This window comes from Bacillus kwashiorkori, assembly GCF_001375515.1.
In the GTDB taxonomy this organism is placed as follows: Bacteria; Bacillota; Bacilli; order Bacillales; family Caldibacillaceae; genus Bacillus_BK; species Bacillus_BK kwashiorkori.
The window spans coordinates 216,960-238,854 of sequence record NZ_CTDX01000014.1 but is presented as its reverse complement, the minus strand read 5'-3'; the positions used below and the strand labels follow the sequence as shown (position 1 = coordinate 238,854).

15 protein-coding genes and 1 pseudogene are annotated in these 21,895 nt (G+C 35.4%); 6 read left to right on the top strand and 10 right to left on the bottom strand.

The features are described 5' to 3' along the window. Positions 1-6: 6 nt before the first annotated feature. From BN1242_RS06625 to BN1242_RS06605, 5 genes are all read right to left on the bottom strand, one after another. Complete coding sequence (locus BN1242_RS06625) at positions 7-2,139, bottom strand: Sip1-related alpha-galactosidase (protein WP_062353105.1); 2,133 nt, start codon at positions 2,137-2,139, stop codon at positions 7-9. A 41-nt stretch (positions 2,140-2,180) separates the two neighbouring features. Beyond that, entirely contained in the window at positions 2,181-3,860 is a 1,680-nt protein-coding gene (locus BN1242_RS06620) for a glycoside hydrolase family 13 protein (protein WP_062353102.1), read from the bottom strand. Continuing rightward, positions 3,861-4,685 carry a carbohydrate ABC transporter permease gene (locus BN1242_RS06615; protein ID WP_062353098.1) on the bottom strand — a complete coding sequence of 275 codons (825 nt, stop codon included), beginning with the start codon at positions 4,683-4,685 and terminating at the stop codon, positions 3,861-3,863. Continuing rightward, complete coding sequence (locus tag BN1242_RS06610) at positions 4,685-5,569, bottom strand: carbohydrate ABC transporter permease (RefSeq protein WP_062353095.1); 885 nt, start codon at positions 5,567-5,569, stop codon at positions 4,685-4,687. The genes BN1242_RS06615 and BN1242_RS06610 overlap by 1 nt, the downstream gene beginning before the upstream one ends. Before the next feature lie 69 nt (positions 5,570-5,638). Further along, the gene (locus BN1242_RS06605) at positions 5,639-6,922 is read right to left on the bottom strand and encodes an ABC transporter substrate-binding protein (protein WP_062353092.1); all 1,284 of its coding nucleotides are present in this window, start codon (positions 6,920-6,922) and stop codon (positions 5,639-5,641) included. A 306-nt stretch (positions 6,923-7,228) separates the two neighbouring features. On the opposite strand from BN1242_RS06605, the gene BN1242_RS06600 reads away from it, so the two are divergent. Continuing rightward, a complete protein-coding gene (locus BN1242_RS06600; RefSeq protein WP_062353090.1) occupies positions 7,229-8,239 on the top strand; it encodes a LacI family DNA-binding transcriptional regulator in 1,011 nt (336 codons plus the stop codon). A gap of 201 nt (positions 8,240-8,440) precedes the next feature. On the opposite strand, the gene BN1242_RS06595 is transcribed toward BN1242_RS06600, so the two are convergent. The 4 genes from BN1242_RS06595 to BN1242_RS06580 form a co-directional block, all read right to left on the bottom strand. Then, on the bottom strand, positions 8,441-9,889 hold the full coding sequence (locus BN1242_RS06595; protein ID WP_062353085.1) for a protein adenylyltransferase SelO: 1,449 nt from the start codon (positions 9,887-9,889) through the stop codon (positions 8,441-8,443). A gap of 375 nt (positions 9,890-10,264) precedes the next feature. After that, a complete protein-coding gene (locus BN1242_RS06590; protein ID WP_062353082.1) occupies positions 10,265-12,451 on the bottom strand; it encodes an alpha-galactosidase in 2,187 nt (728 codons plus the stop codon). A gap of 521 nt (positions 12,452-12,972) precedes the next feature. Further along, complete coding sequence (locus BN1242_RS06585) at positions 12,973-14,286, bottom strand: GDSL-type esterase/lipase family protein (protein WP_238985103.1); 1,314 nt, start codon at positions 14,284-14,286, stop codon at positions 12,973-12,975. A 373-nt stretch (positions 14,287-14,659) separates the two neighbouring features. Beyond that, the gene (locus BN1242_RS06580; protein ID WP_062353076.1) at positions 14,660-15,814 is read right to left on the bottom strand and encodes an iron-containing alcohol dehydrogenase; all 1,155 of its coding nucleotides are present in this window, start codon (positions 15,812-15,814) and stop codon (positions 14,660-14,662) included. A 314-nt stretch (positions 15,815-16,128) separates the two neighbouring features. Here BN1242_RS06580 and BN1242_RS06575 point away from each other — a divergent pair, with 314 nt between their 5' ends. The 5 genes and pseudogenes from BN1242_RS06575 to BN1242_RS06560 all read left to right on the top strand — a co-directional run bounded on the left by BN1242_RS06575 (position 16,129) and on the right by BN1242_RS06560 (position 21,315). Further along, positions 16,129-17,121 carry a PocR ligand-binding domain-containing protein gene (locus BN1242_RS06575; RefSeq protein ID WP_062353074.1) on the top strand — a complete coding sequence of 331 codons (993 nt, stop codon included), beginning with the start codon at positions 16,129-16,131 and terminating at the stop codon, positions 17,119-17,121. Positions 17,122-17,271: 150 nt separating this feature from the next. Further along, positions 17,272-18,114: pseudogene (locus BN1242_RS13915) on the top strand (HAMP domain-containing protein); the annotation flags it as partial. Further along, entirely contained in the window at positions 18,100-19,056 is a 957-nt protein-coding gene (locus BN1242_RS13910; RefSeq protein ID WP_420806012.1) for a methyl-accepting chemotaxis protein, read from the top strand. The pseudogene BN1242_RS13915 and the gene BN1242_RS13910, both read left to right, overlap by 15 nt. 253 nt (positions 19,057-19,309) lie before the next feature. After that, positions 19,310-20,404 carry a PfkB family carbohydrate kinase gene (locus BN1242_RS06565; RefSeq protein WP_062353070.1) on the top strand — a complete coding sequence of 365 codons (1,095 nt, stop codon included), beginning with the start codon at positions 19,310-19,312 and terminating at the stop codon, positions 20,402-20,404. Further along, positions 20,398-21,315 (top strand): pseudouridine-5'-phosphate glycosidase, encoded by a 918-nt coding sequence (locus BN1242_RS06560; RefSeq protein ID WP_062353068.1) that lies wholly within the window; start codon positions 20,398-20,400, stop codon positions 21,313-21,315. The genes BN1242_RS06565 and BN1242_RS06560 overlap by 7 nt, the downstream gene beginning before the upstream one ends. Before the next feature lie 29 nt (positions 21,316-21,344). On the opposite strand, the gene BN1242_RS06555 is transcribed toward BN1242_RS06560, so the two are convergent. Beyond that, on the bottom strand, positions 21,345-21,797 hold the full coding sequence (locus tag BN1242_RS06555) for a nucleoside deaminase (RefSeq protein WP_062353066.1): 453 nt from the start codon (positions 21,795-21,797) through the stop codon (positions 21,345-21,347). Positions 21,798-21,895 lie beyond the last annotated feature (98 nt).

Sequence of the window (21,895 nt, the reverse complement as noted above, 5' to 3'; positions counted from 1 at the left end):
TTCTTTTTAATTATTTCTCCATTCGATTTCTACAGTGATCATTGAATTTGTTTCAGGCAAGATAATGTCATAATAATTATCATTTCTTCTATATTTAGCTGTAGGGATTCCATTGATTGCTATGTTACTGATAGCTTCTTGACATATAAAGCCAAACCGTCCGCCTTCTGTTACTTCCATAATCGCCCGATTCGATTGAACTACCACTGTTTTAACAGTTAATGGGGAAAGGAATTTATTTAAAAGTCCAATTGGAACAAACTTTTCAGCTGGTAAAATAATATATAATCGTACTTCCTCTTTATCCAACTGAATATCTAAACTGTCTTCATAATTCATGTGTTTTACGATTCCACTAAAATATTCATATACAATAAATGATCCTTGATCTAGAAATGGAATCAAGGAAGGACTTACCTTTCCGTTTACTTTGCGATCTAATTCATCAATATTAAAGACACCTAGAACGGCCCCATTACCGACCTTATTCCAAACCTTTAATGCAGTTCCAGAATTTGTTGGATCCACGAATAGCATATCTTCTGTTGGCAACCCTGGCTGTTCGGCCCGCAATATTTTTCCAGACTTTAATATTAAAGGGTTAATCATTTCAGGAGCTGTATCACCTACGCGGTCACTAAAATAAATCGGACCACCACTTAACGCTCTTAAAACTGCATTTTGCTTTGCCTCTTCATGATTTGTCCAGAACATATCCCAATCGCCCCAATAAAGCTGACTATGGTATAAGCTGTTATACACATTTTGTAAGGCATGTTCTTTAAAGCTAATCTCTTTTCCCGGTACAAAATCATCACTATTTCTAGAAACAGCTGAAGTATGCCTATACCAAATGTTTTCGGCTGCCATACCCATACAATTTATGACGGTATTTCCAAAGTTTGCACTTGTCGATGCTTCTAGAGCTAAATGTACTTCTTTCGCTGCTCTCCCTGGTGATAAATGGTTAGAATAAAAATTGTTGATGGCACCTTGACAATCTACTTTTACGAAATCGATTCCTTCTTGTTTTAAATGATTATGAAAGGAATTCCAAAAGGCAAACCCTTTACTAGCATCAGGAGCAGGCAATAATTTTTTGTTATTCGTTTGGAAAAGGAACTCCTTGTAGTCTGTTGCTAATTTACTTTCAGGATCAATCCCGCCCCAATATCCGAACAATGTATGCCAAACTCCAACCCAATTCACCTTATATTTACTCTTCATTAACTCGATTAAATTATTTATTCCGTTAGGAAATTTTTGTTTATCCGCTTGAAATGATTGCAATTGTTTCTCTTTCACTTCTTGCCAACCATCATCAATCATCACCCATTTAACTGGAATACCTTTATCCTTCAGTTCCTCCATCTTTTCCACTATACCAGGTTCATTCACATCATGATAAAACGCATCCCAAGAGCACCAACCTAAGTACTCTAAAATTTCTGGATAATGTTTGTGTTCCCGTAATGGTTGAGGAAGGTGTAAATCTTGTAATATGACTGATATCGTATCTCGCATTAAAATAAATGGATTGTCCCCTTTTTTCAGGACAAATATAGGTGTATTAATATTGCTAGTTCCACCTATATAAGACGATAATTGTAAAACTACTCCACCCTCTGTTCCGACAAGTTCTGTTTTGCATGATTCGGAAACAAGTGGCAGAAAACAGTAATATTGATTATTTTTTAACCATAACATGGATTGTGTTCGCTCTGGCACTTCACTAAAATCGGTAAGAAACTTCGGTCTCGTCCACCAATCATTGAAATGATAATAACAAAGTAAATAATCTAAGTCCTTAATAGATTCGATCGTTATTTCAATTCCATTTTGTGGGGAGAAAGATATCGGTTTGAAAAATACTTCTTCCTGTTCAACGGAGCTATGAACAGTAGCAGTAATCATATCTACATAATCAGTTACTTGGAGCTCTAACCTTACTTTCTCAACTGTATTTTCAAAAGTAAGATGTTTTCTCTTGTACGTACCATGTCGATCTGTTCCAGAAGTTTCTGTTTCCTTCGTATATTCTAATTGAATCTTTTTACCATTATCTAAAGATGCAGTTATAATTACTCCAGGAAATAAGTCATTTATACCGTGCTTTATTGTAATTTTTTCATTAGTCAATGTAGATTTCTCCTTATTGTTAATGATATTTGATGAACAGACTATTTCTTAACTTCACATAAAACGGCCTCATATGGGCGTAGAGCAAAACTATTATCTACGAGATGGTCCTTATAATTAGAGACAATTACTTCTTTGATCTTTTCTTGCATTTCCAATTCGACTGTTTTATTACTAAAATTGCATAGCACCATTAAATCTTTCTTTTCATGGATTCGTTTATAAGCAAAAACGTCCGGATGGCTTTCAAGAATTGGTTCATATTGGCCATAAAGAATCATTTCCGAATATGGACTATTCTTTCGCAATGATATTAATTTCTTATAAAAATGAAGTAAGGAATCTGGGTCTAATTGGTTCTGTTTCACATTAATTTCAGAGAAATTAGGATTGACCTTTAACCACGGGGCACATTGAGAGAATCCTGCATTTTCAGAGTCATTCCATTGCATTGGAGTTCTTGCATTATCTCTACTTCGACGCCAAACTGCCTTTAGCGCTTCTTGCTCCGAATATTTCGCTTTTAAAGCTGACCGATATTGATCTATGGAAGCTAAATCATCATAATCTTCAATGGAAGGATATTCGACATTAGTCATCCCTATTTCTTGTCCTTGATAAATAAATGGCGTACCCTTCATAAAGAAATAAAATATAGCGAGCATTTTCTGCGCAATGACTCCTGCATTTTCATTACGAATAAATTTATTGATTGAGCGCGGGTGGTCATGATTTTCAATATAGAGCGCACCCCACCCTGTCTCGTTAAAAATCGCCTGGCTTTTATTGATCGCTTCTTTTAAGTCTTTTAATGTCCATGCAACTGGCTCATACCAGTTTCCTTCAGGGCCTAAGTCTAAATCAACATGACTAAATTCAAAAAGCATATTAAAATGACCATTATCACCGACAAACTTTGGCAAATCCTTATCGGATACACCAGGAGCTTCGGCTACCGTCGCAATATCATATTTAGCAAAAGTCTCCACTTTCAATTCTTGTAAAAACTCATCAATACCTGGCTGATTAAGAGCAGCAGCATGAATATTAGCCAACCCATCACTAGACTTTGTTGGTAAAGTACTTTTTTCAAATGATTTTTTTATAAATGTAATCGCATCTACTCGAAACCCGCCAATTCCTTTATCAAGCCACCAATTAATCATTTGATAAATTTCTCGTCTTACCTGTTTGTTTTCCCAATTAATATCTGGTTGTTTCTTTGAGAATGTGTGTAAATAATATTGGCCTGTTTCTTCATCATATTCCCATGCGGATCCACCGAAAACAGACCGCCAGTTAGTAGGTACTTCGCCGTCCATTGTGGAAGGATTGCGCCAAATGTACCAGTCTCGTTTCGGATTATTCCGTGAACTTTTTGATTCCAAAAACCACGAATGTTCATCTGATGTGTGATTTATCACAAGGTCCATCATAATTTTTATATTACGCTTATCTGCTTCTCGAATGAGTTCTTCCATATCTGCCATCGTGCCAAACTGCTCAGCAATCTGATAGTAATCAGAAATATCATAACCATTATCATCCATTGGCGATTGATATACTGGGCTAAGCCATAATAAGTCAATTCCAAGGTCAGCTAAGTAATCTAACTTTTCTATAACCCCGCGCAAATCACCAATTCCATCATTGTTACTATCATAAAAACTTTTCGGATAGACTTGATAGACAACTGATTTTTTCCACCACTTTTCTTTCATCTACTTAATACTTCCTTCCATAACACCACGAATAATTTGTTTTTGTGCAGCTAAGTAAAAGATTAATACTGGTATAATCGCTAACACTAAAGCCGCCATCGCAGAACCATAGTTAGATGTATATTTTCCAAAGAAATAGAAGGTTGATAACGGTATTGTCCGCTGTTCTTCAGATATAAGAACTAATGACGGTAATAAAAAGTCATTCCAAATCCATAGCACATCTAAAATAGCTATTGTTGTTGTAATCGGTGCTAACATTGGAAATACAATGCGAGTAAATACTTGAAATCTTGAAGCCCCATCTATTTTTGCTGCCTCTTCCAATTCGACAGGAATACTTTTGATAAAACCGTGATACATAAATGTTGCAAGACTAATTCCAAATCCTAAATAGAAAAAGGCAAGGGTCCATTTACTATTGAGCATATTTAAGTTTCCGTACACTTGTACGAACGGAATCATAACTGCTTGAAAGGGAATAATCATCGAAGCAACTAGTAGCATTAAAATAAATTTATTCATTTTCCATTTCCAGCGAACTAAAAAGTACGCTAACATCGCCCCAAAGACAATGATTAAAGTAACGGAGAGGACCGTAATAATTAATGAATTCATAAATGCGGTACCAAACTTCATCGTTTCAAATGCATCTATATAGTTTTCGAAACTCCATTTTTCCGGCAATCCAAGTGGGTCTTTTACTATAGCAATTCGTTCTTTGAATGAGTTGATAATAACTAATGCAAACGGAAATAAATATATTACAGATAAAACGAGTCCAACTAAAAATAGAATCATATTTCTTATTTTCTTTCTACCCATTATGACTCTACCTCCAATTTCTTCATAATCCCGACTTGAGTAATAGCAATCGCAGCTACAACAATAAATAGAATTAACGCTTTAGCTTGACCAGGTCCGAAATTTTGGTATAAAAATGCTTCATTATAAACATGCATTGAAATTAATTCGGTTGCTCGATATGGACCTCCACGAGTTAACGAAAGGTTCGTATCATAAACCATGAAGCTTCTTTGTAATGTCAAAAATAATGAAATTGTAAAAGATGGTATCATGAGAGGTATTTTAATTTTTAATAATTGTTGCCATGCTGAAGCCCCTTCTACTGTAGCTGATTCAAGCAGTGACCTTTCAATCCCCATTAATCCAGAGATGTATATTAACATCATATAACCAGATGATTGCCATACTCCAACTATAACAAGAGACCAAAATGCCTTATCAGGATCTGCCAACCAGGAAGATGAAAATATTTCCAAATTAAGCGATTGTCCCATTTGGATAAAAACTCTGGAAAAAATAAATTGCCAAATAAATCCAAGGATAATACCACCAATTAAATTAGGTGTGAAAAAACCTAAACGAAAGAGGTTTTGTCCTTTTAGTCCACTAGTAACTAACAACGCTAAACCGAATGCTATAACATTCGTTAAAATGATAGAAAATATTGTATATTTAAAAGTAAATCCTAGTGAATGCCAAAAATTAGTATCCTTAAATGCACTTATATAATTATCAAATCCTGTAAATTGCAGTGATAGTGTCGAACCAGTAGAATTCGTAAAAGTCATGATTATACCAATAATAAAAGGTACGATGATGACAACAAAAAACGCAAAAAGAGGTATCAATGCAAACATTGCAACGACTTTAAATTTTTCTACAAACCCTTTTTCGTTATACATGTTAATGCCTCCAAAACCTTATAATTTAAGATTGGGGATAATCATGACGATTACCCCCACCAATGAAACTTATTTACTTTCCCAATATTTTGCAAAGTCTTTAAACAATTCATCTCTTTCGATTTTATTATCCAAGTATTTTTGCATTGGTGCTGCCATAGCTGGCCATGCGTCTGCAGGATAATAAGTGTTAACCCATTCTAATGTTTTTCCTGCTTCCATATAATCCATAACAGAACGGGATACAGAATCACCTGGCTCTGTTTCGATATTGTCAAATACTGGAATAAAGTTCAGTTCTTTAATATACGCTTCTTGTCCTTCCCCGAATACCATCCAGTCTAAAAATTCAAGGGCAGCTTTTTGTTGTGCCTCTGATGATTGGGATTTATCAACGACCCAATAAGATGGAACACCTACAGAAATTTCACTATTACCATAGTCATCCGGATTATTACTAATTGGAACTGGTAAGAAACCGTATTCGCCATCTGCATCAATTTCTTTTATGTTTGGATATGCCCAGTTACCCATGAACCATAAGCCTACATCACCTGCTGCAAGAGATAAAGGACCTGCATCGTATTGTGGAGCTAATGGTGCTGCTTTATCAGAGTTATATTCTTTCATTAAATCAAATGTATCTAACCAACCGTTGAATTTTTCGTTAGCTGCAAAGTCAACCTTTCCATCCTTTGCATCTTGTAAAAACTGATGACGTGCATCTCTGTCATTAGATTGGGTAGCAAACGGAATATTCGTAAAATGGGCTCCTAATGACCAATCCATTGGAGAAATATGAATCGCATTTTTCCCTTTAAGCGCTACTACTTTGTCAAATAAGTCTTTTAAATCATTTCTTGTTTTAATCGTTGCTGGATCAAAGCTACCACCAACCGCTTCATCTAACACTTGTTTGTTATAAATAAATCCAAATGCCTCAACTGTTGTTGGCATACCATAGTACTTTCCATCCAATTCCATAAATTCTAAAGTTCCAGGTTGCGCATGATCAATCCATTCTTGATCCGATAAGTCCAATAATTTATCATGAAACTCTTCAAATTCAGAAGCCATCATCATAATAGTAGGAGCATTATTCGATGCATATAAAGAAGTCATTTTTTCATACGAATTTTGTCCTGCTAATGGAATCACCGTTACTTCAATATCATGTTTGCTGTTAAATTCTTTTACCATGTCTTCAAACTGACCTATTACCTCTGGTTTACCTATTAACACGGAGATTTTTGTCTTATCCTTCGACCCTGATCCTCCATTGTCTGACTGATTACAAGCCGCTAAGGAAAACGTTAACACAATACTTAACAATAGAATAATCCATTTTTTCATATATATCCCTCTTTCTTTTTATTCTTGCTTTAATTGAATTGTAAACCTTTGCAAGTTATATGTCAATCGTTTTCATATATTTTTTCTGTTATTTTTCATAGATTCGCTTTATATTCATATTTAAAGCGGCTAATTTTATGAAAACAAGCTATAATAATAAAGAATAATTCATTTTTTTCACTTTTACTCATGATTTTTTTAATTGTTTTGTGGTAACGATTGACATAAACTTCGTTGTTTATTAATTACAATAGTTATATTAAACTAAAGTTAAAAAGATATACAAAAAATTAAAGGAGATTGGCTATGGCTAGTATTAAAGACGTTGCTAAAAGAGCTGGTGTTTCCGTTACGACAGTATCCCGGGTATTTAACAATAGAGGATATATAAGTGAAGAAACACGCGAAAAAGTATATAAAGCTATGGATGAACTTGATTATCAACCGAATCAAATCGCACGCGCGTTGCAACAAAACCAATCGTTTTTGATTGGAATTATAGTTCCTGACTCAAATCATCCATTTTTTTCCGACTTAATTAAGTATATTGAACTATTCACAAATGAACGTGATTACAAATTATTATTATGTAATTCGCTAGGGGATGCAGAAAAGGAAGGAAACTATTTAAGTCTGCTTAGGCAGAACCGTGTAGATGGAATTATTATGTGCAGTCACACGTTAGAAGTGGAAGACTATAAAAAAGCCAATTTACCAATCGTTTCCTTTGACCGGATTTTGTCAAACAATCTTCCTTATGTATCTTCGGATAATTTTAGCGGAGGGGAAATAGCCACGAAGCACTTAATTAGTCGGGGATGCAAAAATTTACTTCATATATCCGGACCATTAGAATTCGATTCATTGCCTAATCGAAGAGGTGATGCCTTTATCCTTACAAGTATGAAGCACGGAGTATCTTATCAAGTGAAAGAAGGGGAGCTGAACAAATTAACGTTTGATTATTTTTATGATTTTATCGAAAAAGAAGTCGCACCATTGTTACATGATATTGATGGGGTTTTCTGTAGTAATGATATAGTGGCATATGCACTGTATATTTACGCGCAAAAAAATGGTATAAAAGTTCCAGAACAATTGCAAATTGTCGGTTACGACTACCATAGTTTTACTCAAATGCTACAAACCCCTAAATTAACAACTATTGCGCAACCGATTGAAAGAATCGCGATCGAGTTAGTGAACACACTTATAGACTTAATCGAGGAAAGAAACCCTGAAGCGATTAACAACACGATTGTTGATGTACAACTAATTCAAGGAGAGACTACAAAGCAAAAAACCGCAATACTATAGTAAATTATAAGATGAACGCATATCAAATCCTTAAACTTCATGGATTAGTTAAGTATTTATTTATCTTTGCTATCGACTTGAGGATAGTTTCTCCCACGTAGTTTACATACTTCTCTTTAATCTTAAAGTAGGAGAAACCATCCTTCCATTTTAATTGTAGTATTATTTAACATGATAATTTTTTACTAGTAAATTTTTCACTTATGTACCACAAAAAGTACGATAAGGAATTTTTGATGGTTTTGCTGGTTGAGCATATTCCTTTTGATCATCCAAATGTGCAAATGGATTCCTTAATACAGCGAGAAGTTTATCCATGACACAATAATCCCCCTCATTCACTGCTGCCTCTAGAGCCTCCTCCACACGATGATTGCGAGGAATCACTGCTGGGTTGTTATTTTTCATCAATTCAGTAATTTCAGCACTTGATTTATTTTGCCGGCTAATCCGCTGTTCCCATCTTTTATGCCAACTTACAAACGCTTTACTATTAGTTAGTCCTTCGTCCATCTCACCAAAAGTTAAACTTAATAAAGTATTTGTAAAATCCGCACGCATATTTTGCATTATTTCAAGCAAATCTTTAATTAAATTTTTATCATCCGCTTCTTCATTATAGATTCCTAATTTTGCTCTCCACCCTTGAAGCCAATACCTTTCAAATAAAACTGCATACTCAGATAAGGCTCCTTGCGCTAGTTCAATAGCTCGCTTTTCATCTTCATGAAGTAACGGAATCAAAGTCTCCGCAAAACGGGTTAAATTCCACCCACCAATATACGGTTGATTTCCGTAAGCATATCTTCCTTCATAATCGATAGAACTGAATACGGTCTTCACATCATACGCATCCATAAAAGCACAAGGTCCATAATCGATCGTTTCACCACTTATTGTCATATTATCTGTATTCATTACTCCGTGAATGAATCCGACTAATTGCCATTTAGCGATTAACTCTGCTTGCCGATCGATGACAGCTCGTAATAGTGCAAGATACGGATTTTCTTCTTTATCTTCAATAGGATAATGTCTCTTTATTGTATAGTCTGCTAACTGTTTTAACTCGGAGATTTCCCCCCAATTTGCTGCATATTGGAAAGTACCGACACGCAAATGACTTGACGCAATTCTTGTTAAAATGGCGCCTGCAAACTCTGTTTCTCGAAAAACAGGTTCACCTGTGGAAACGACAGCTAAACTTCTACTCGTCGGAATACGTAGTGCGTGCATCGCTTCGCTAATGATATACTCGCGAAGCATCGGACCAAGGGCTGCTCGACCATCACCACCTCGCGAGTATGGAGTTCTACCAGCTCCTTTTAATTGGATGTCAACTCGTTTCTTGTCTGGTGTTATATGTTCTCCAAGTAAGATCGCCCGGCCATCCCCGAGCATTGTAAAATGACCGAACTGATGACCTGCATATGCTTGTGCAATCGGATCCGCATTTGGTGGTATTAAGTTGCCTGCAAATATTGCAACACTTTCATCGGTTTGCACCAGTTTTTCATTCAAACCGAGCTCCTGTGCAAGAGTTTTATTGAGTTTTAATAATCGAGGTGATTGGACTGGTGTCGGTTTCACAAATGAATAGAATATACTTGGCAAACTTACATAACTAGCATCAAAATGGAAATTTATCATCAAATCCCCCTTTCCTTTATTAAACTGCAATTAGTTTCGACTTTCCTATATGAAATTATTTATTATTTATGTTGGGGAAAAATGTAATCGTAACGGTTGGTTTAATTATTCAATCACCACATTACCATATTTTGATGATAGTTGATAAATTTATTTACTCGTAAGGTTCAATACAAAAACTGTCCCTTACATCAACTTATAAGGGACAGATTAGCAAGATATTTTACTATAAGAGCTGTTATCGCAAAACAAAGGACATTTCAATGAGATATGATCATCAAAATGTCCTTTACTCCACAATTTGGGGAATGGCACTTGTATAAATCAAACTTTTTTATTTAGTTGAACTTTTAAATAAAAAATAGGCAAATTTCTTTAAATGGCTTGAAAATGCCAGACGTAACTTTGGAAATCACCTTCTAGTTCTATAGGGATATTAATTCCTACATATGTTAACTCATCACCACCGAAAATTTTATCAGTGCCTACTAACTGATATTGTTTCGTTACGTCGATTCCATCAAGTTTTAACACTTTCGTTGGTGCTGCTGGTTCAGCTAATACACGGTAATAAGAAACGATTGCTTCCGACTTTTCTTTATTAGTAAATAGCCAAGCAGTGTCATTTCCTTCGAATGGACTTAATAAGCGGTAAAAGTCACCGTACTGAACTAGCTTACGAATTTTTTTATAGTGGGCTGTTTGTTCCTTGACGATTTCTTTTTCTTCAGTAGTCATTTTCGTTAAATCTAACTCATAGCCAAAGTTACCTGACATTGCCACATCACCGCGCATTTTTAATGAGGTGATACGATGAACTTGGTGATTAGGAACCGCTGAAACGTGCGCACCGATTGTCACAATTGGATAAACTAAACTAGTTCCATATTGGATTTTTAATCGGGAAACTGCATCCGTATTATCACTTGTCCATGTTTGTGGCATATAATAGAGCATCCCTGGGTCAAAGCGGCCACCGCCACCTGAGCAACTTTCAAATAAAATATGAGGGAAGTTTGTTGTAATCTCTTCTAACATTTTATACAAATTGAGCATATAACGATGGGCTGTTTCTCTTTGTCTTTCCGCTGGTAACAGTGCAGAACCAACTTCTGTCATATGTCTATTCATATCCCATTTCACATAAGTTATTGGAGCACTAGCCAATATATTACTAATCTGTTTAGTAATTTCTTCACAAACATCATCTCTTGATAAATCTAAAACTAATTGATTGCGGCTTTCTGAACGATTACGTCCTGGCACATGGAGACACCAATCGGGATGTTCACGGTATAAATCACTTTCTACAGAAATCATCTCCGGTTCAAACCAAAGCCCAAATTGCATACCCATATCATTAATTTGATTGGCAAGAGTATTTAATCCATTTGGCAACTTTCTTTGATCGACAATCCAATCACCTAATGAAGTTGTATCATCATCACGTTTGCCGAACCAACCATCATCCAAAACGAAAAGTTCCATTCCTAATTCTTTCCCTGTTTTTGCAATGTCGAGGATTTTCTCCTCATTAAAATCAAAGTAGGTAGCTTCCCAGTTATTAACTAAAATCGGACGTTCCTTCTGCTTATGTTGACCACGGAGCAAATGCTCTCGATAAAGGTCATGATAAGTTCTGGACATATCCCCAAGTCCTGAGTCGGAATATACCATGACAACTTCTGGTGTTTGGAAAGAATCGCCAGGCTGTAATAACCAACTAAAATCAAAAGGATTAATTCCCATCATCACTCGGCTATTGGCAAATTGATCGACTTCAATTTGTCCTAAGAAGTTTCCACTATAGACAAAATTAAATCCAAAAACTTCACCAGCAAATTCTGTCGCATCCTTTCTTAGTAAAGCAAAGAACGGATTATGTTGATGACTACTTGCCCCGCGAGAACTTTCAATGGATTGAATACCAGGTCGAAGTGGTGCCCGTTCGATAAATCTCTCACGGTTATGGGCTCCGTGTAAATGCAAAAAGTCAAAGTCAGCATCATGAAAATCAATAGAACTACTTAATGCCCGTAACAACTTAATAGATTCCTGGCCATTATTGATAAAGCGAACGGAACGAGTAATGACATTATATTGGTCAAAAACAGTATAGTTTAATATAACATGTAACCCCGTCAGCGCATCTTCCATTGTAATTGCTAAAGTTTCAGCTTCTGTTTCATTCGCATATGTTGCAGGCATGCCTTCCAGTTTCGGTTTGCCACGATAAACTTCATGGGATGTATATCGCAGATCGGAAATCGTGGAGCCGTTTTCTAATTGAATTTGATACGCAGGTTTTCGGTAATCTGTATTGCCGAACTGTGGATATTCTTGCGGTAAAGTATCTAATGAAAAAGTGCGATCCTCCTTGTATGGATTTCCTGAAAAACCCCTGTCTAACAATTGGACTGGATTAGGTTGATTATATGAATTAATTTTCTTACCCCAGTACAAGTGAATGAGGAAACCATCCCGAACAACTTCCATTACATAACTCGTATCTTTTGCTTGCAAATGAAAAATTCTTTTTTTCTCATCAAACTGAATTCCCATAATAACACTCCTATCTATTGCAATGAGACAGTAATTGAACCTTTCCAACCGATAAATAGAAAAATCCCATTGCCTGATGACTTCATTTTTATGTTCATGAATAAATAGTTGATTTTTAGTAAAATTAACTAATTATTTACTACTTAATATAACAAAGGTTTCGCTTTCAAGCAATACAAAAAAAGATTACCTATCATTTCTAGTTAAGTTGAAATTTTCACTATTCTTTGCTATTATTGGGAAATTTTTCAACCTGTAAGTTGTTTCTTTTACTAAAAACACTTCTGTTAACAAAAGCAAAAATCCCCTTTGAAAAATCGATTGCAATTTGTCTTTGTCAGTAAATAACAAGGTGAACCTACTATCCATATTTTCAGGAGGACTAAATATTTTTATTAATATTTTTTCCTATTATTTATCGTTGACCATTCGTTCAAGATTATTACTAGATTGTTGAATATTTTCACTTTAATTAAGAATAAAAAAGGACGAAGGCATATACCTCCGTCCTTATCTTTTTATTAATTTACTAACCTGCGTCTATAAACAAAGTACAGTAGTGACGCAACACTAATCATGAATAAACCGATGACGAAAATATTCATGCTTGCAATTGAAGTGTTAGGCAATTTTGCCCCTTCTCCTTGTTTGTCACCATCTTTAGTCTGATCTTCTTCCTGTTCACCGGTTTCTGTCTGTGTGTCCTTATCTTTGTTGTCATCCTCTTCTACGTTTTCAGATCCTTCGTCTTCCTCGTTACCGGTTTCTTCGTCGTTTCCACTACCTGCTTCTTCATCTTCTTCGTTTAATTCATCAAAGAAAATCCATGTTGACGCATCTACTTTAATATATATTCGGTTAGTATCTTCATCCAAATAATAATCACCAATGTTTCCAATCTCTTCCCTTGGTTCGCCACTTCCACTTAGTTCTTCCCCATCATAAAATTTCAGATTGTCGACTAATTCCCATTGATTAGATTTTTTCTCATAAATATCTAGTGTTTCTATGTCTAAATATTTGTTCGTATTATATCCTAGCTCATCACTTGGAGCACCTATTCCTGTATGCCAAAGGACCGGCAATACATCAAGGTTCGGAGTAATTTGTGCTAAAAATTGTTCTGCGATTGCAACATAGCCAGCTTCGGTCGGATGAATATCTGGCAGTGGTAAATATTCTTCGTATTTTCCTTCAAAAGCTTCTAGTGTGGAAACATAGTTTGCCTTATTCATAGAAACAGCTGATTGAATCGCATTGTTTAATGAATGAATTAACATTTCTACCATTTCTTGAATATTTGGCAGGAAGTAAAGTGCATTGTAGTAACCCATTACATAAATATCTACATCTGGATTAATTGTCTTAATTTGGTATAAAGTGAAAGCGATATTCTTTGCAACTTGTTTAATAGTTTCCTCGATTTTTATTAATAATTGTTCATCAGTTGGATCAAATTTTGTGACATCGCCAATTACTGCCAAAACATCATTTGCACCAGCATCATAAGTAATAAAATCAGCATCAGCAATCGCTTGCTGAACTTTCACATCTTTCAATTGTTCGATAACGTCCACAGTTCGATAGCCACCAACACCAAAATTATTTAAATGAACAACATAACCAGTATTATTTTCCACTTCAGACTTGATAAAGTCGGGGTACCCTTTCCCGCGAGTTTTATCATTTAAATATCCCGCTGCTAGCGAATCACCAAGTGCAACATAGTTTAATAACGGCTGTTCTTCACGTAAAGAATTGGCTGATGTCTGATTTGGTAGCATGAAAGAAACAAGGAATAATAGTGAAATAATAGAATAAACGATTCGTTTCATTAATCTCAAAAAAATCTCCCACCCTTTTATTTTTTTGCTTAAGAAAGAATTGCTTTTATTAGTTTGTCGATTAAAGTCACATTTCGGAAACTATTACTAAATTCAACAGCCCCTTTTAAAAAATAAGATAAAATGGCGACACTTCACTATAATGCTTTTTTAATAATAAACTGCTAATACGAATATATTGCTATAAGATAAAAGTTATTTTACTATGACGTTTATACTACACCCCCTTTTAGTAAAGCGCTTTCAATTCTCTCATTCTAGATAATTCTACACAAATAGGGAAAACCCTCTTTTTTCTATTGATTTTCACATAAAAAAACCCTGATTTTTCAAAGTAATCAGGGTTTTCATTATAGACATATTTTTAATATGCTGATTGGAAAATGGTTATTATATCCTCCATTTTTCCTTGAATCGGATTGCTAAATGCATTACCATCTTCTAATGCTAATTTCGCCATTAATTCAAAGTCTTCTTCCTTCACACCTAAGTCCCTTAAACTTGATGGAATGTTAATATCTTCTGATAGTTTTTGAATTGCAGCAATAGCTTTATCGGCCGCAGCTCTAATTGATAGTCCGTCAATATTTTCACCCATCAATTCTGCGATATGAGCAAACTTACGTGGGTTGGAAATAATATTATACTTTTCTACATGTGGTAGCAGTACGGCATTAGCAACACCGTGAGCAATGTCGTATAATCCCCCTAATTGGTGAGCCATTGCATGAACATAGCCTAGTCCAGCATTGTTAAATGCCATGCCAGCTAGAAGGGAGGCATTTGCCATATTTTCCCTAGCTTCAATATTTCCACCATAGGCAACTGCTTGGCGTAAATTCTCAGAAATTAATTTAATTGCTTGAATTGCTTGTGCATCTGTTACTGGATTAGCACCGAGAGATACATATGCTTCTACCGCATGGGTTAATGCATCCATCCCTGTTGCAGCTGTTAATCCAGCTGGTTTACCTACCATTAGTTCAGGATCATTTATCGATACTAATGGAGTATTCCGCCAACTTACAATAACAAATTTTATTTTTTTCTTCGTATTAGTTAAGACACAATGACGTGTTACTTCACTGGCTGTTCCTGCTGTTGTATTCACAGCAACAATCGGAGGTAGCTGGTTAGTCAATGTTTCAATTCCGGCATAGTTTTCATATAAGTCACCTTCATGAGTTGCTGCAATTCCAATCCCTTTTCCACAATCATGCGCGCTGCCGCCACCGATTGTTAAAATTAAGTCGCAATCATTTTCTTGATATACTTTTAATCCTGCTAGAACATTCGTATCTTTTGGATTCGGTTCTACCCCATCATAAATAACATAGCTTATTCCTGATGCTGTTAATGAATCGGTTACTTTGTCTACTGGACCACCCGCCAATTGACTTAAAAAACGATCGGTAACAATTAAGGCCTTCTTTGCTCCTAAAATTTTACAACGATCTCCGGTTACTTTAACCGCCCCACGTCCAAAAAAGTTTACGTTAGGCATAAAAAAATCATACATCGCATGAACCTCACTTTATCTTTTTTTAGTAATATCTTTCTATTTATTAGTCTACTATTCGTGCTAGACTTTTACATTAGACTCTTTTGTCTAATATTTACACATATTTATTGTATTTTTTTGTTGTTCTTTTTTGAAATAGGACTTTTTTGTTATTTACAAAGCTATTGATTTTACGAAAAAGTTGTTTTTCTAGGATATTTATCGTTTTTTTCACATTCACTAGTATTCATATGTTATACTTTATTTATATTGTGAATATATGAACAATCTAATTTGCTATTATTGTTATCCCAATAATAGGAGGCTTTATAGTGAATACAAAGTACTTGGAATTAAAGAATATTTTTGATTTAAATAAGTGGCAAACAATGCAAGATTCAATATCATCCGTAACTAATTTGGCAATTATAACTATTGATTATAAAGGAAATCCAGTGACGAAGCATAGTAATGTCCGACCTTTTTGTCACAAGATGAGAAGTGACCCGGAGTTACGAAAGCTTTGCGAGAAATGTGATGCTAGAGGGGGATTGGAAGCGGTTAGAGGTAATTCACCGTATATTTATTTATGCCATTGGGGGATTGTTGATATAGCTATTCCGATAACAATCGAGGATAAATACGTCGGTGCTATTATGGCAGGTGAAGTGAAAATGGCAGATGATGAAGATAGTGCTCTTGAACATATGCTAACGATTCAAACTAATCAAGGGAAATTTGCTATGATAAAGGACAATACAACGAAGTTATTTCATCAAATTCCAAAGATGCCATACTCAAAAATGAAAGAGAGTGTGCAAATGTTGTATAACCTTTGCAATTATATCGTTCAAGAAGCGATGGAAAAAAATTATCTTATCGAGATGCTAGGAAAAGAAGAAACAAATGGTACTAGTAACTATGATACAGTAAATGAAAGTTGTTTCAATCAATGGGAGGAAAGTGCTCAAGTATTGCAATTTAAACCACCTTTTAACAACGACTCTGTGTTGCAACCGGCTTTTAATTATTTAGAAAAACATATAAACGAAAAGGTAACACAACAACAAATGGCTAAACTATGTCATCTAAGTACTAGCTATTTTAGTAGGCTTTTTACAAAAGAAACTGGTATGAACTTTACTGCGTTTGTGTCTCTAAAAAAACTGGAAATGGCAAAATCCTTACTAAATCAAACTAATTTAACGATAGCTGAAATTAGTGAACAGTTAGGTTTTAATGAACCAAGTTATTTTACTAAGATCTTTAAAAAGCACGAAAATCTTACACCGAAAGAATACCGAAAAATTTTCCCGAGACGGTAATTAGTGATTTTTTTTACAGAGAATAACCTTTGCGTATTTTCTCACAAATAATTTAAATTTCAATGTCCAATTTAACATAAAGCATAGTATAATAAAAAATATCGTTTGTTTGCGCATACATTTTATTGAAATTTTTGAAAGGGGAGCACCATGAAGAAAAAACGGCTGAAAATTAATACTAAGAAAGACCAAAAACAGAAACAAAAAGAACCGAAACAGAAAAAGGTTCACTTTTTTAATAAACTTAACTTCTTTAGAAATTTAACGATTGGTGGGAAATACGGGGTTAGTTTGATAAGTGTCTTCATTTTATTCCTTATTTCTACTACTATTGTTTCTTATTTTGTTATCGGTCTTGGAAATCAAATGAAGGAACAAGAAAAGAGTCAAGATACAGCTTTTAAAATATCCGAAATACAGTCATCCATTTATAGTCAAACTATTAGTTTGTCAAACTACTTAGAAAAACAAAGTAAGTCCGATATGGAAGAATTTGAGAAAAAGACAACTCATATAAATACCTTGTTAGATGAATTAGATGAATCTATGACGAAATCTAACTATAAAGAACTCTTCACTATAGTCGTGGAAAATAATAAAGTACTGTTTGATGTTTATACGGAAGCGAAAGGACAATCAAGCACTGCCTTTATGAATGGTCTGCACGCTGTAAGAGTAAATAATATCCGCGATCATTCCATCGGATCCCTAGAATATTTAGTGGAATATTTGAAAGAAGACAGTTCAGAGGCCGTAACGAAGTCGTTAGAAAGTCAAAAACAAACTTTAAGTATTCTTGTAATGGCAACGATTACTGCTCTCGTTATCGGAGGTCTTTTAGTCCTTTTAATTAGTCGAATAGTTTCTCGTAATTTGAATAAAGTGGTAAATGTTTGTGATCAAATCGCTAGTGGTGATTTGACTATTGCAGCGATAGATTATGAAGGAAAAGACGAAATTGCCAAATTAGCAACTTCTATGAACAAAATGATTACTAACTTCCAAACGATGATCAAACAAATCGCTAAAGTTTCAGAGATTGTTACGAATCATAGTGGAGAATTATCAAAATCAGCAAATGATGTGAAATTAGGTTCGGAACAAGTGGTAGCAACAATGCAAGAATTAGCATCTGGTTCTGAAAGACAAGCTAGTAATTCTAGTGAGTTAGCCAAAATAATTGAGGCCTTTGCTTCCAAGTTGCAAGAAGCTAATCAAAACGGAGAAACAGTGAAACAATCATCTAATCTCGTTATTAGTATGACTGCAGAAGGCAACCAGTTAATGGAAGAGTCAACGAAACAAATGGAACAAATTGATCAAATTGTAAAAGATGTTGTTGTCAAAGTCCAAAATTTGGATGTTCAATCCCGTCAAATTTCAGATTTAGTGCATGTGATTAAAGATATCGCCGACCAAACAAATTTACTAGCATTAAATGCGGCCATTGAAGCTGCTCGGGCTGGAGAACACGGACGCGGATTTGCCGTAGTTGCAGATGAAGTTAGAAAATTATCGGAACAAGTAGCTTTGTCTGTGAAGGATATTACAAATATCGTCGGAAATATTCAAAAAGAAAACGATAACGTAACAAATGCATTGCAAATTGGCTATGAAGAAGTAGAACAAGGATTGGTAAAAATTAGTTCAACGAACAATACATTCCATTCTATAAGTGATTCTGTAAATGATATGGTGAATAATATTCAAACGATTTCCTCTGCCCTATCCGAAATGGCGAAGGAAAGTGATGAGATGAATCAATCCATTCAAGAAATTGCTTCCATTGCTGAAGAATCAGCTGCTGGTATTGAACAAACCTCTGCAGCAACCGAAGAAACATCAGCCTCTATGGAAGAAATCACCGTAAGCACCGAACAACTATCCAAACTAGCTGGAGAACTCAACGAACTAATCCGCCAATTCAAACTTTAATGCAAGGGGACAGTCCCCCACTACACTAAAGTGGTAAAGCACTAAAGTAATTTGTCTTATATAAAAAAGCAAGCAGTGAGGAACTTTCTTCACTGCTCTTTTTGTATGAACGAGAGGTGGAAATTTTACTAATTGTTCGAATTGTTGGGGACTGTCCCCCGTAATTTTTTGTTGTGTTTTGTATATGTATGTGATATTCTAAAGTTAATAAATGTTTAGGTTGTAAACAATTGTTTAATAAGGGGGTGTTATAATGACTGACCGAGAGCAGCAAATATTGCAGTTGATTAGGAAGAATCCTCTAATCTCACAGCAGGAACTTGCAAAAATTCTTGGAATAACACGTTCATCCACTGCAGTCCATATTTCTAACTTAATAAAAAAAGGCTATATTCTCGGAAAAGGCTATATCGTACAGGAAGGTGCTTACGCTTGCGTGGTTGGTGGAGCAAATGTGGACATACAAGGGTTTCCAAAAGATAAGCTCATGCTAAAAGATTCCAATCCAGGCGAATTAAAAATTTCATTAGGCGGGGTCGGCAGAAACATTGCGGAAAACTTAGTGAAGCTTGGCACAGATACGAGGCTTATCACTGCAGTCGGCGATGATCTTTATGGAAAAAAAATTCTCGAAGATGCGAATCAAATTGGACTTAATATGCAGGATTCACTTATTCTCAATGGACATGCTACCTCTACCTACTTATCCATACTCGATGAAACAGGAGATATGGCTGTTGCAATTTCTGCAATGGATATTTTTGATCTAATGTCCGTGGATTTTATTAAGCAAAAAAAGCACGTTATTGAAAATGCTAAAGTTTGTATTATTGATACAAATATATCAGAGAATGTAATTGAATATATTGTAACCAATCATCGAGGGACAAACTTTTTCTTGGATACCGTCTCTACAGCGAAGGCAATGAAAGTTGCTGATATTATCGGTTACTTCCACACTATCAAACCGAATAAATTGGAAGCGGAAATTTTATCTGGGATTAAAATTGAATCTGAAGCTAATCTCCAAAAAGCAGCGGAATATTTTTTAAAAAAGGGCGTTAAAAACGTATTCATTAGCCTTGGTGCTGACGGAATTTTTTACCACGATGGTCAACAAATGAACCATATTCAGTCACCTAAAGTGGAAGTCATTAATGCAACTGGTGCAGGAGATGCCTTTATGGCGGGGCTGGCTTATTGTCACCTAAATAATTTCGATATTGATTTTTCTACTCGCTTTTCTATGACCGCATCCATTTTAGCTTTATCCCATGAAAATACGATAAATCCAAATATTTCGTTGGAAAATATAAATGAAAAAATGAAGGAGATAGGATTATGTTAGAAAAATATTTAGAAGTGAAACAAGAAGTAGCAGATGCTTTAAAAACAGGAAAAGCAGTTGTTGCTTTAGAGTCTACTATCATTTCCCATGGTATGCCTTACCCACAAAATGTCGAGACAGCATTAAAAGTTGAACAAATTATTCGGGATCACGGGGCAATACCTGCAACAATCGCTATTTTAGGTGGAAAATTAAAAGTTGGATTAACAACGGAGGAAATTGAAATACTTGGGAAAAATAATAACGTCGTTAAAACAAGTCGAAGAGACATTCCGTTCATCGTTGCTAGAAGAGGAGACGGAGCTACTACTGTTGCGTCAACGATGATCATCGCAGCGCTCGCGGGCATCAAAGTATTTGCAACTGGCGGTATTGGCGGTGTCCATCGTGGTGCACAGGAAACATTTGATATTTCTGCTGACTTACAAGAACTTGCCCATACAAATGTAGCTGTAGTCTGTGCTGGTGCTAAATCGATTTTAGATTTAGGCTTAACACTAGAATATTTGGAAACACAAGGAGTTCCTGTTGTTGGCTTTGGTACAGAAGAACTGCCTGCCTTCTATACTAGAAAAAGCGGTTTCCCTGTCGATTACCGAGTCGATGATGCTCAAGACCTAGCAACCGCTATCCATGCAAAATGGGAATTAGGTTTAAATGGCGGAGTTGTAGTAGCGAATCCAATTCCAGCGCAATATGAAATGGATTACGACACGATTACGAATGCCATTGAAAATGCACTAATTGAAGCGGATGAAAAAGGAATTAAAGGGAAAGAAAGCACGCCATTCCTGTTAGGTAAAGTAAAGGAAATTACAGCTGGAAAAAGTTTAGAGTCCAACATCCAACTAGTCTATAACAACGCAAAACTCGGCGCTCAACTCGCTGTTCAACTAGCAAAACTTAACTAATAACATAACACTCGGGGGACTGTCCCCCATTATTGTTTTTCTGCCCAAATTTTCATGGGGTTTCGTACATTTCCGGTTAATTTCATTTGGACCATTAGCAGTTGACGATCTTGCTTATCTTTTTTCAAATCTTCGTAAATTAATTTAGATTTCCCTAAACCAACTGCTACTGCATCTTCAACAGACTGGCAAAAATAAGCCTCTTTGATGCCTGCAAAATACATTGCTGTCAGACACATAGGGCATGGCTCACCACTTGCATACATTATGTATCCCGACAAATCATTTGTTTGCAATTCCATTTGTGCCCGTCGAATTGCCAATAGTTCTGCATGTCCGCTCACATCAAATTGTTTATGCAATTCATTAACACCTTCTGCAACAATCTTACCATCTTTTACAAGTACAGCACCAAATGGTTGGCCACCTTCCTCAACATTATTCAATGCTAACTGAACTGCTCTTTCCATAAATTGGTTCAAAACTGCCCCCTCCTATCAATTTCTACTTTTTTACAAATGACAATTTATATTTCCATATTAATCAATATATTTATTGAAAACTCCTCCCCTTATTATTT

Coding starts and splice junctions, on each gene's coding strand:
- BN1242_RS06620 (WP_062353102.1), bottom strand. CDS start 3,860: ATGAAAGAAAAGTGGTGGAAAAAATCAGTTGTCTATCAAGTCTATCCG.
- BN1242_RS06615 (WP_062353098.1), bottom strand. CDS start 4,685: ATGGGTAGAAAGAAAATAAGAAATATGATTCTATTTTTAGTTGGACTC.
- BN1242_RS06610 (WP_062353095.1), bottom strand. CDS start 5,569: ATGTATAACGAAAAAGGGTTTGTAGAAAAATTTAAAGTCGTTGCAATG.
- BN1242_RS06605 (WP_062353092.1), bottom strand. CDS start 6,922: ATGAAAAAATGGATTATTCTATTGTTAAGTATTGTGTTAACGTTTTCC.
- BN1242_RS06600 (WP_062353090.1), top strand. CDS start 7,229: ATGGCTAGTATTAAAGACGTTGCTAAAAGAGCTGGTGTTTCCGTTACG.
- BN1242_RS06595 (WP_062353085.1), bottom strand. CDS start 9,889: ATGATAAATTTCCATTTTGATGCTAGTTATGTAAGTTTGCCAAGTATA.
- BN1242_RS06590 (WP_062353082.1), bottom strand. CDS start 12,451: ATGGGAATTCAGTTTGATGAGAAAAAAAGAATTTTTCATTTGCAAGCA.
- BN1242_RS06585 (WP_238985103.1), bottom strand. CDS start 14,286: ATGAAACGAATCGTTTATTCTATTATTTCACTATTATTCCTTGTTTCT.
- BN1242_RS06580 (WP_062353076.1), bottom strand. CDS start 15,814: ATGTATGATTTTTTTATGCCTAACGTAAACTTTTTTGGACGTGGGGCG.
- BN1242_RS13910 (WP_420806012.1), top strand. CDS start 18,100: ATGAACAAAATGATTACTAACTTCCAAACGATGATCAAACAAATCGCT.
- BN1242_RS06565 (WP_062353070.1), top strand. CDS start 19,310: ATGACTGACCGAGAGCAGCAAATATTGCAGTTGATTAGGAAGAATCCT.
- BN1242_RS06560 (WP_062353068.1), top strand. CDS start 20,398: ATGTTAGAAAAATATTTAGAAGTGAAACAAGAAGTAGCAGATGCTTTA.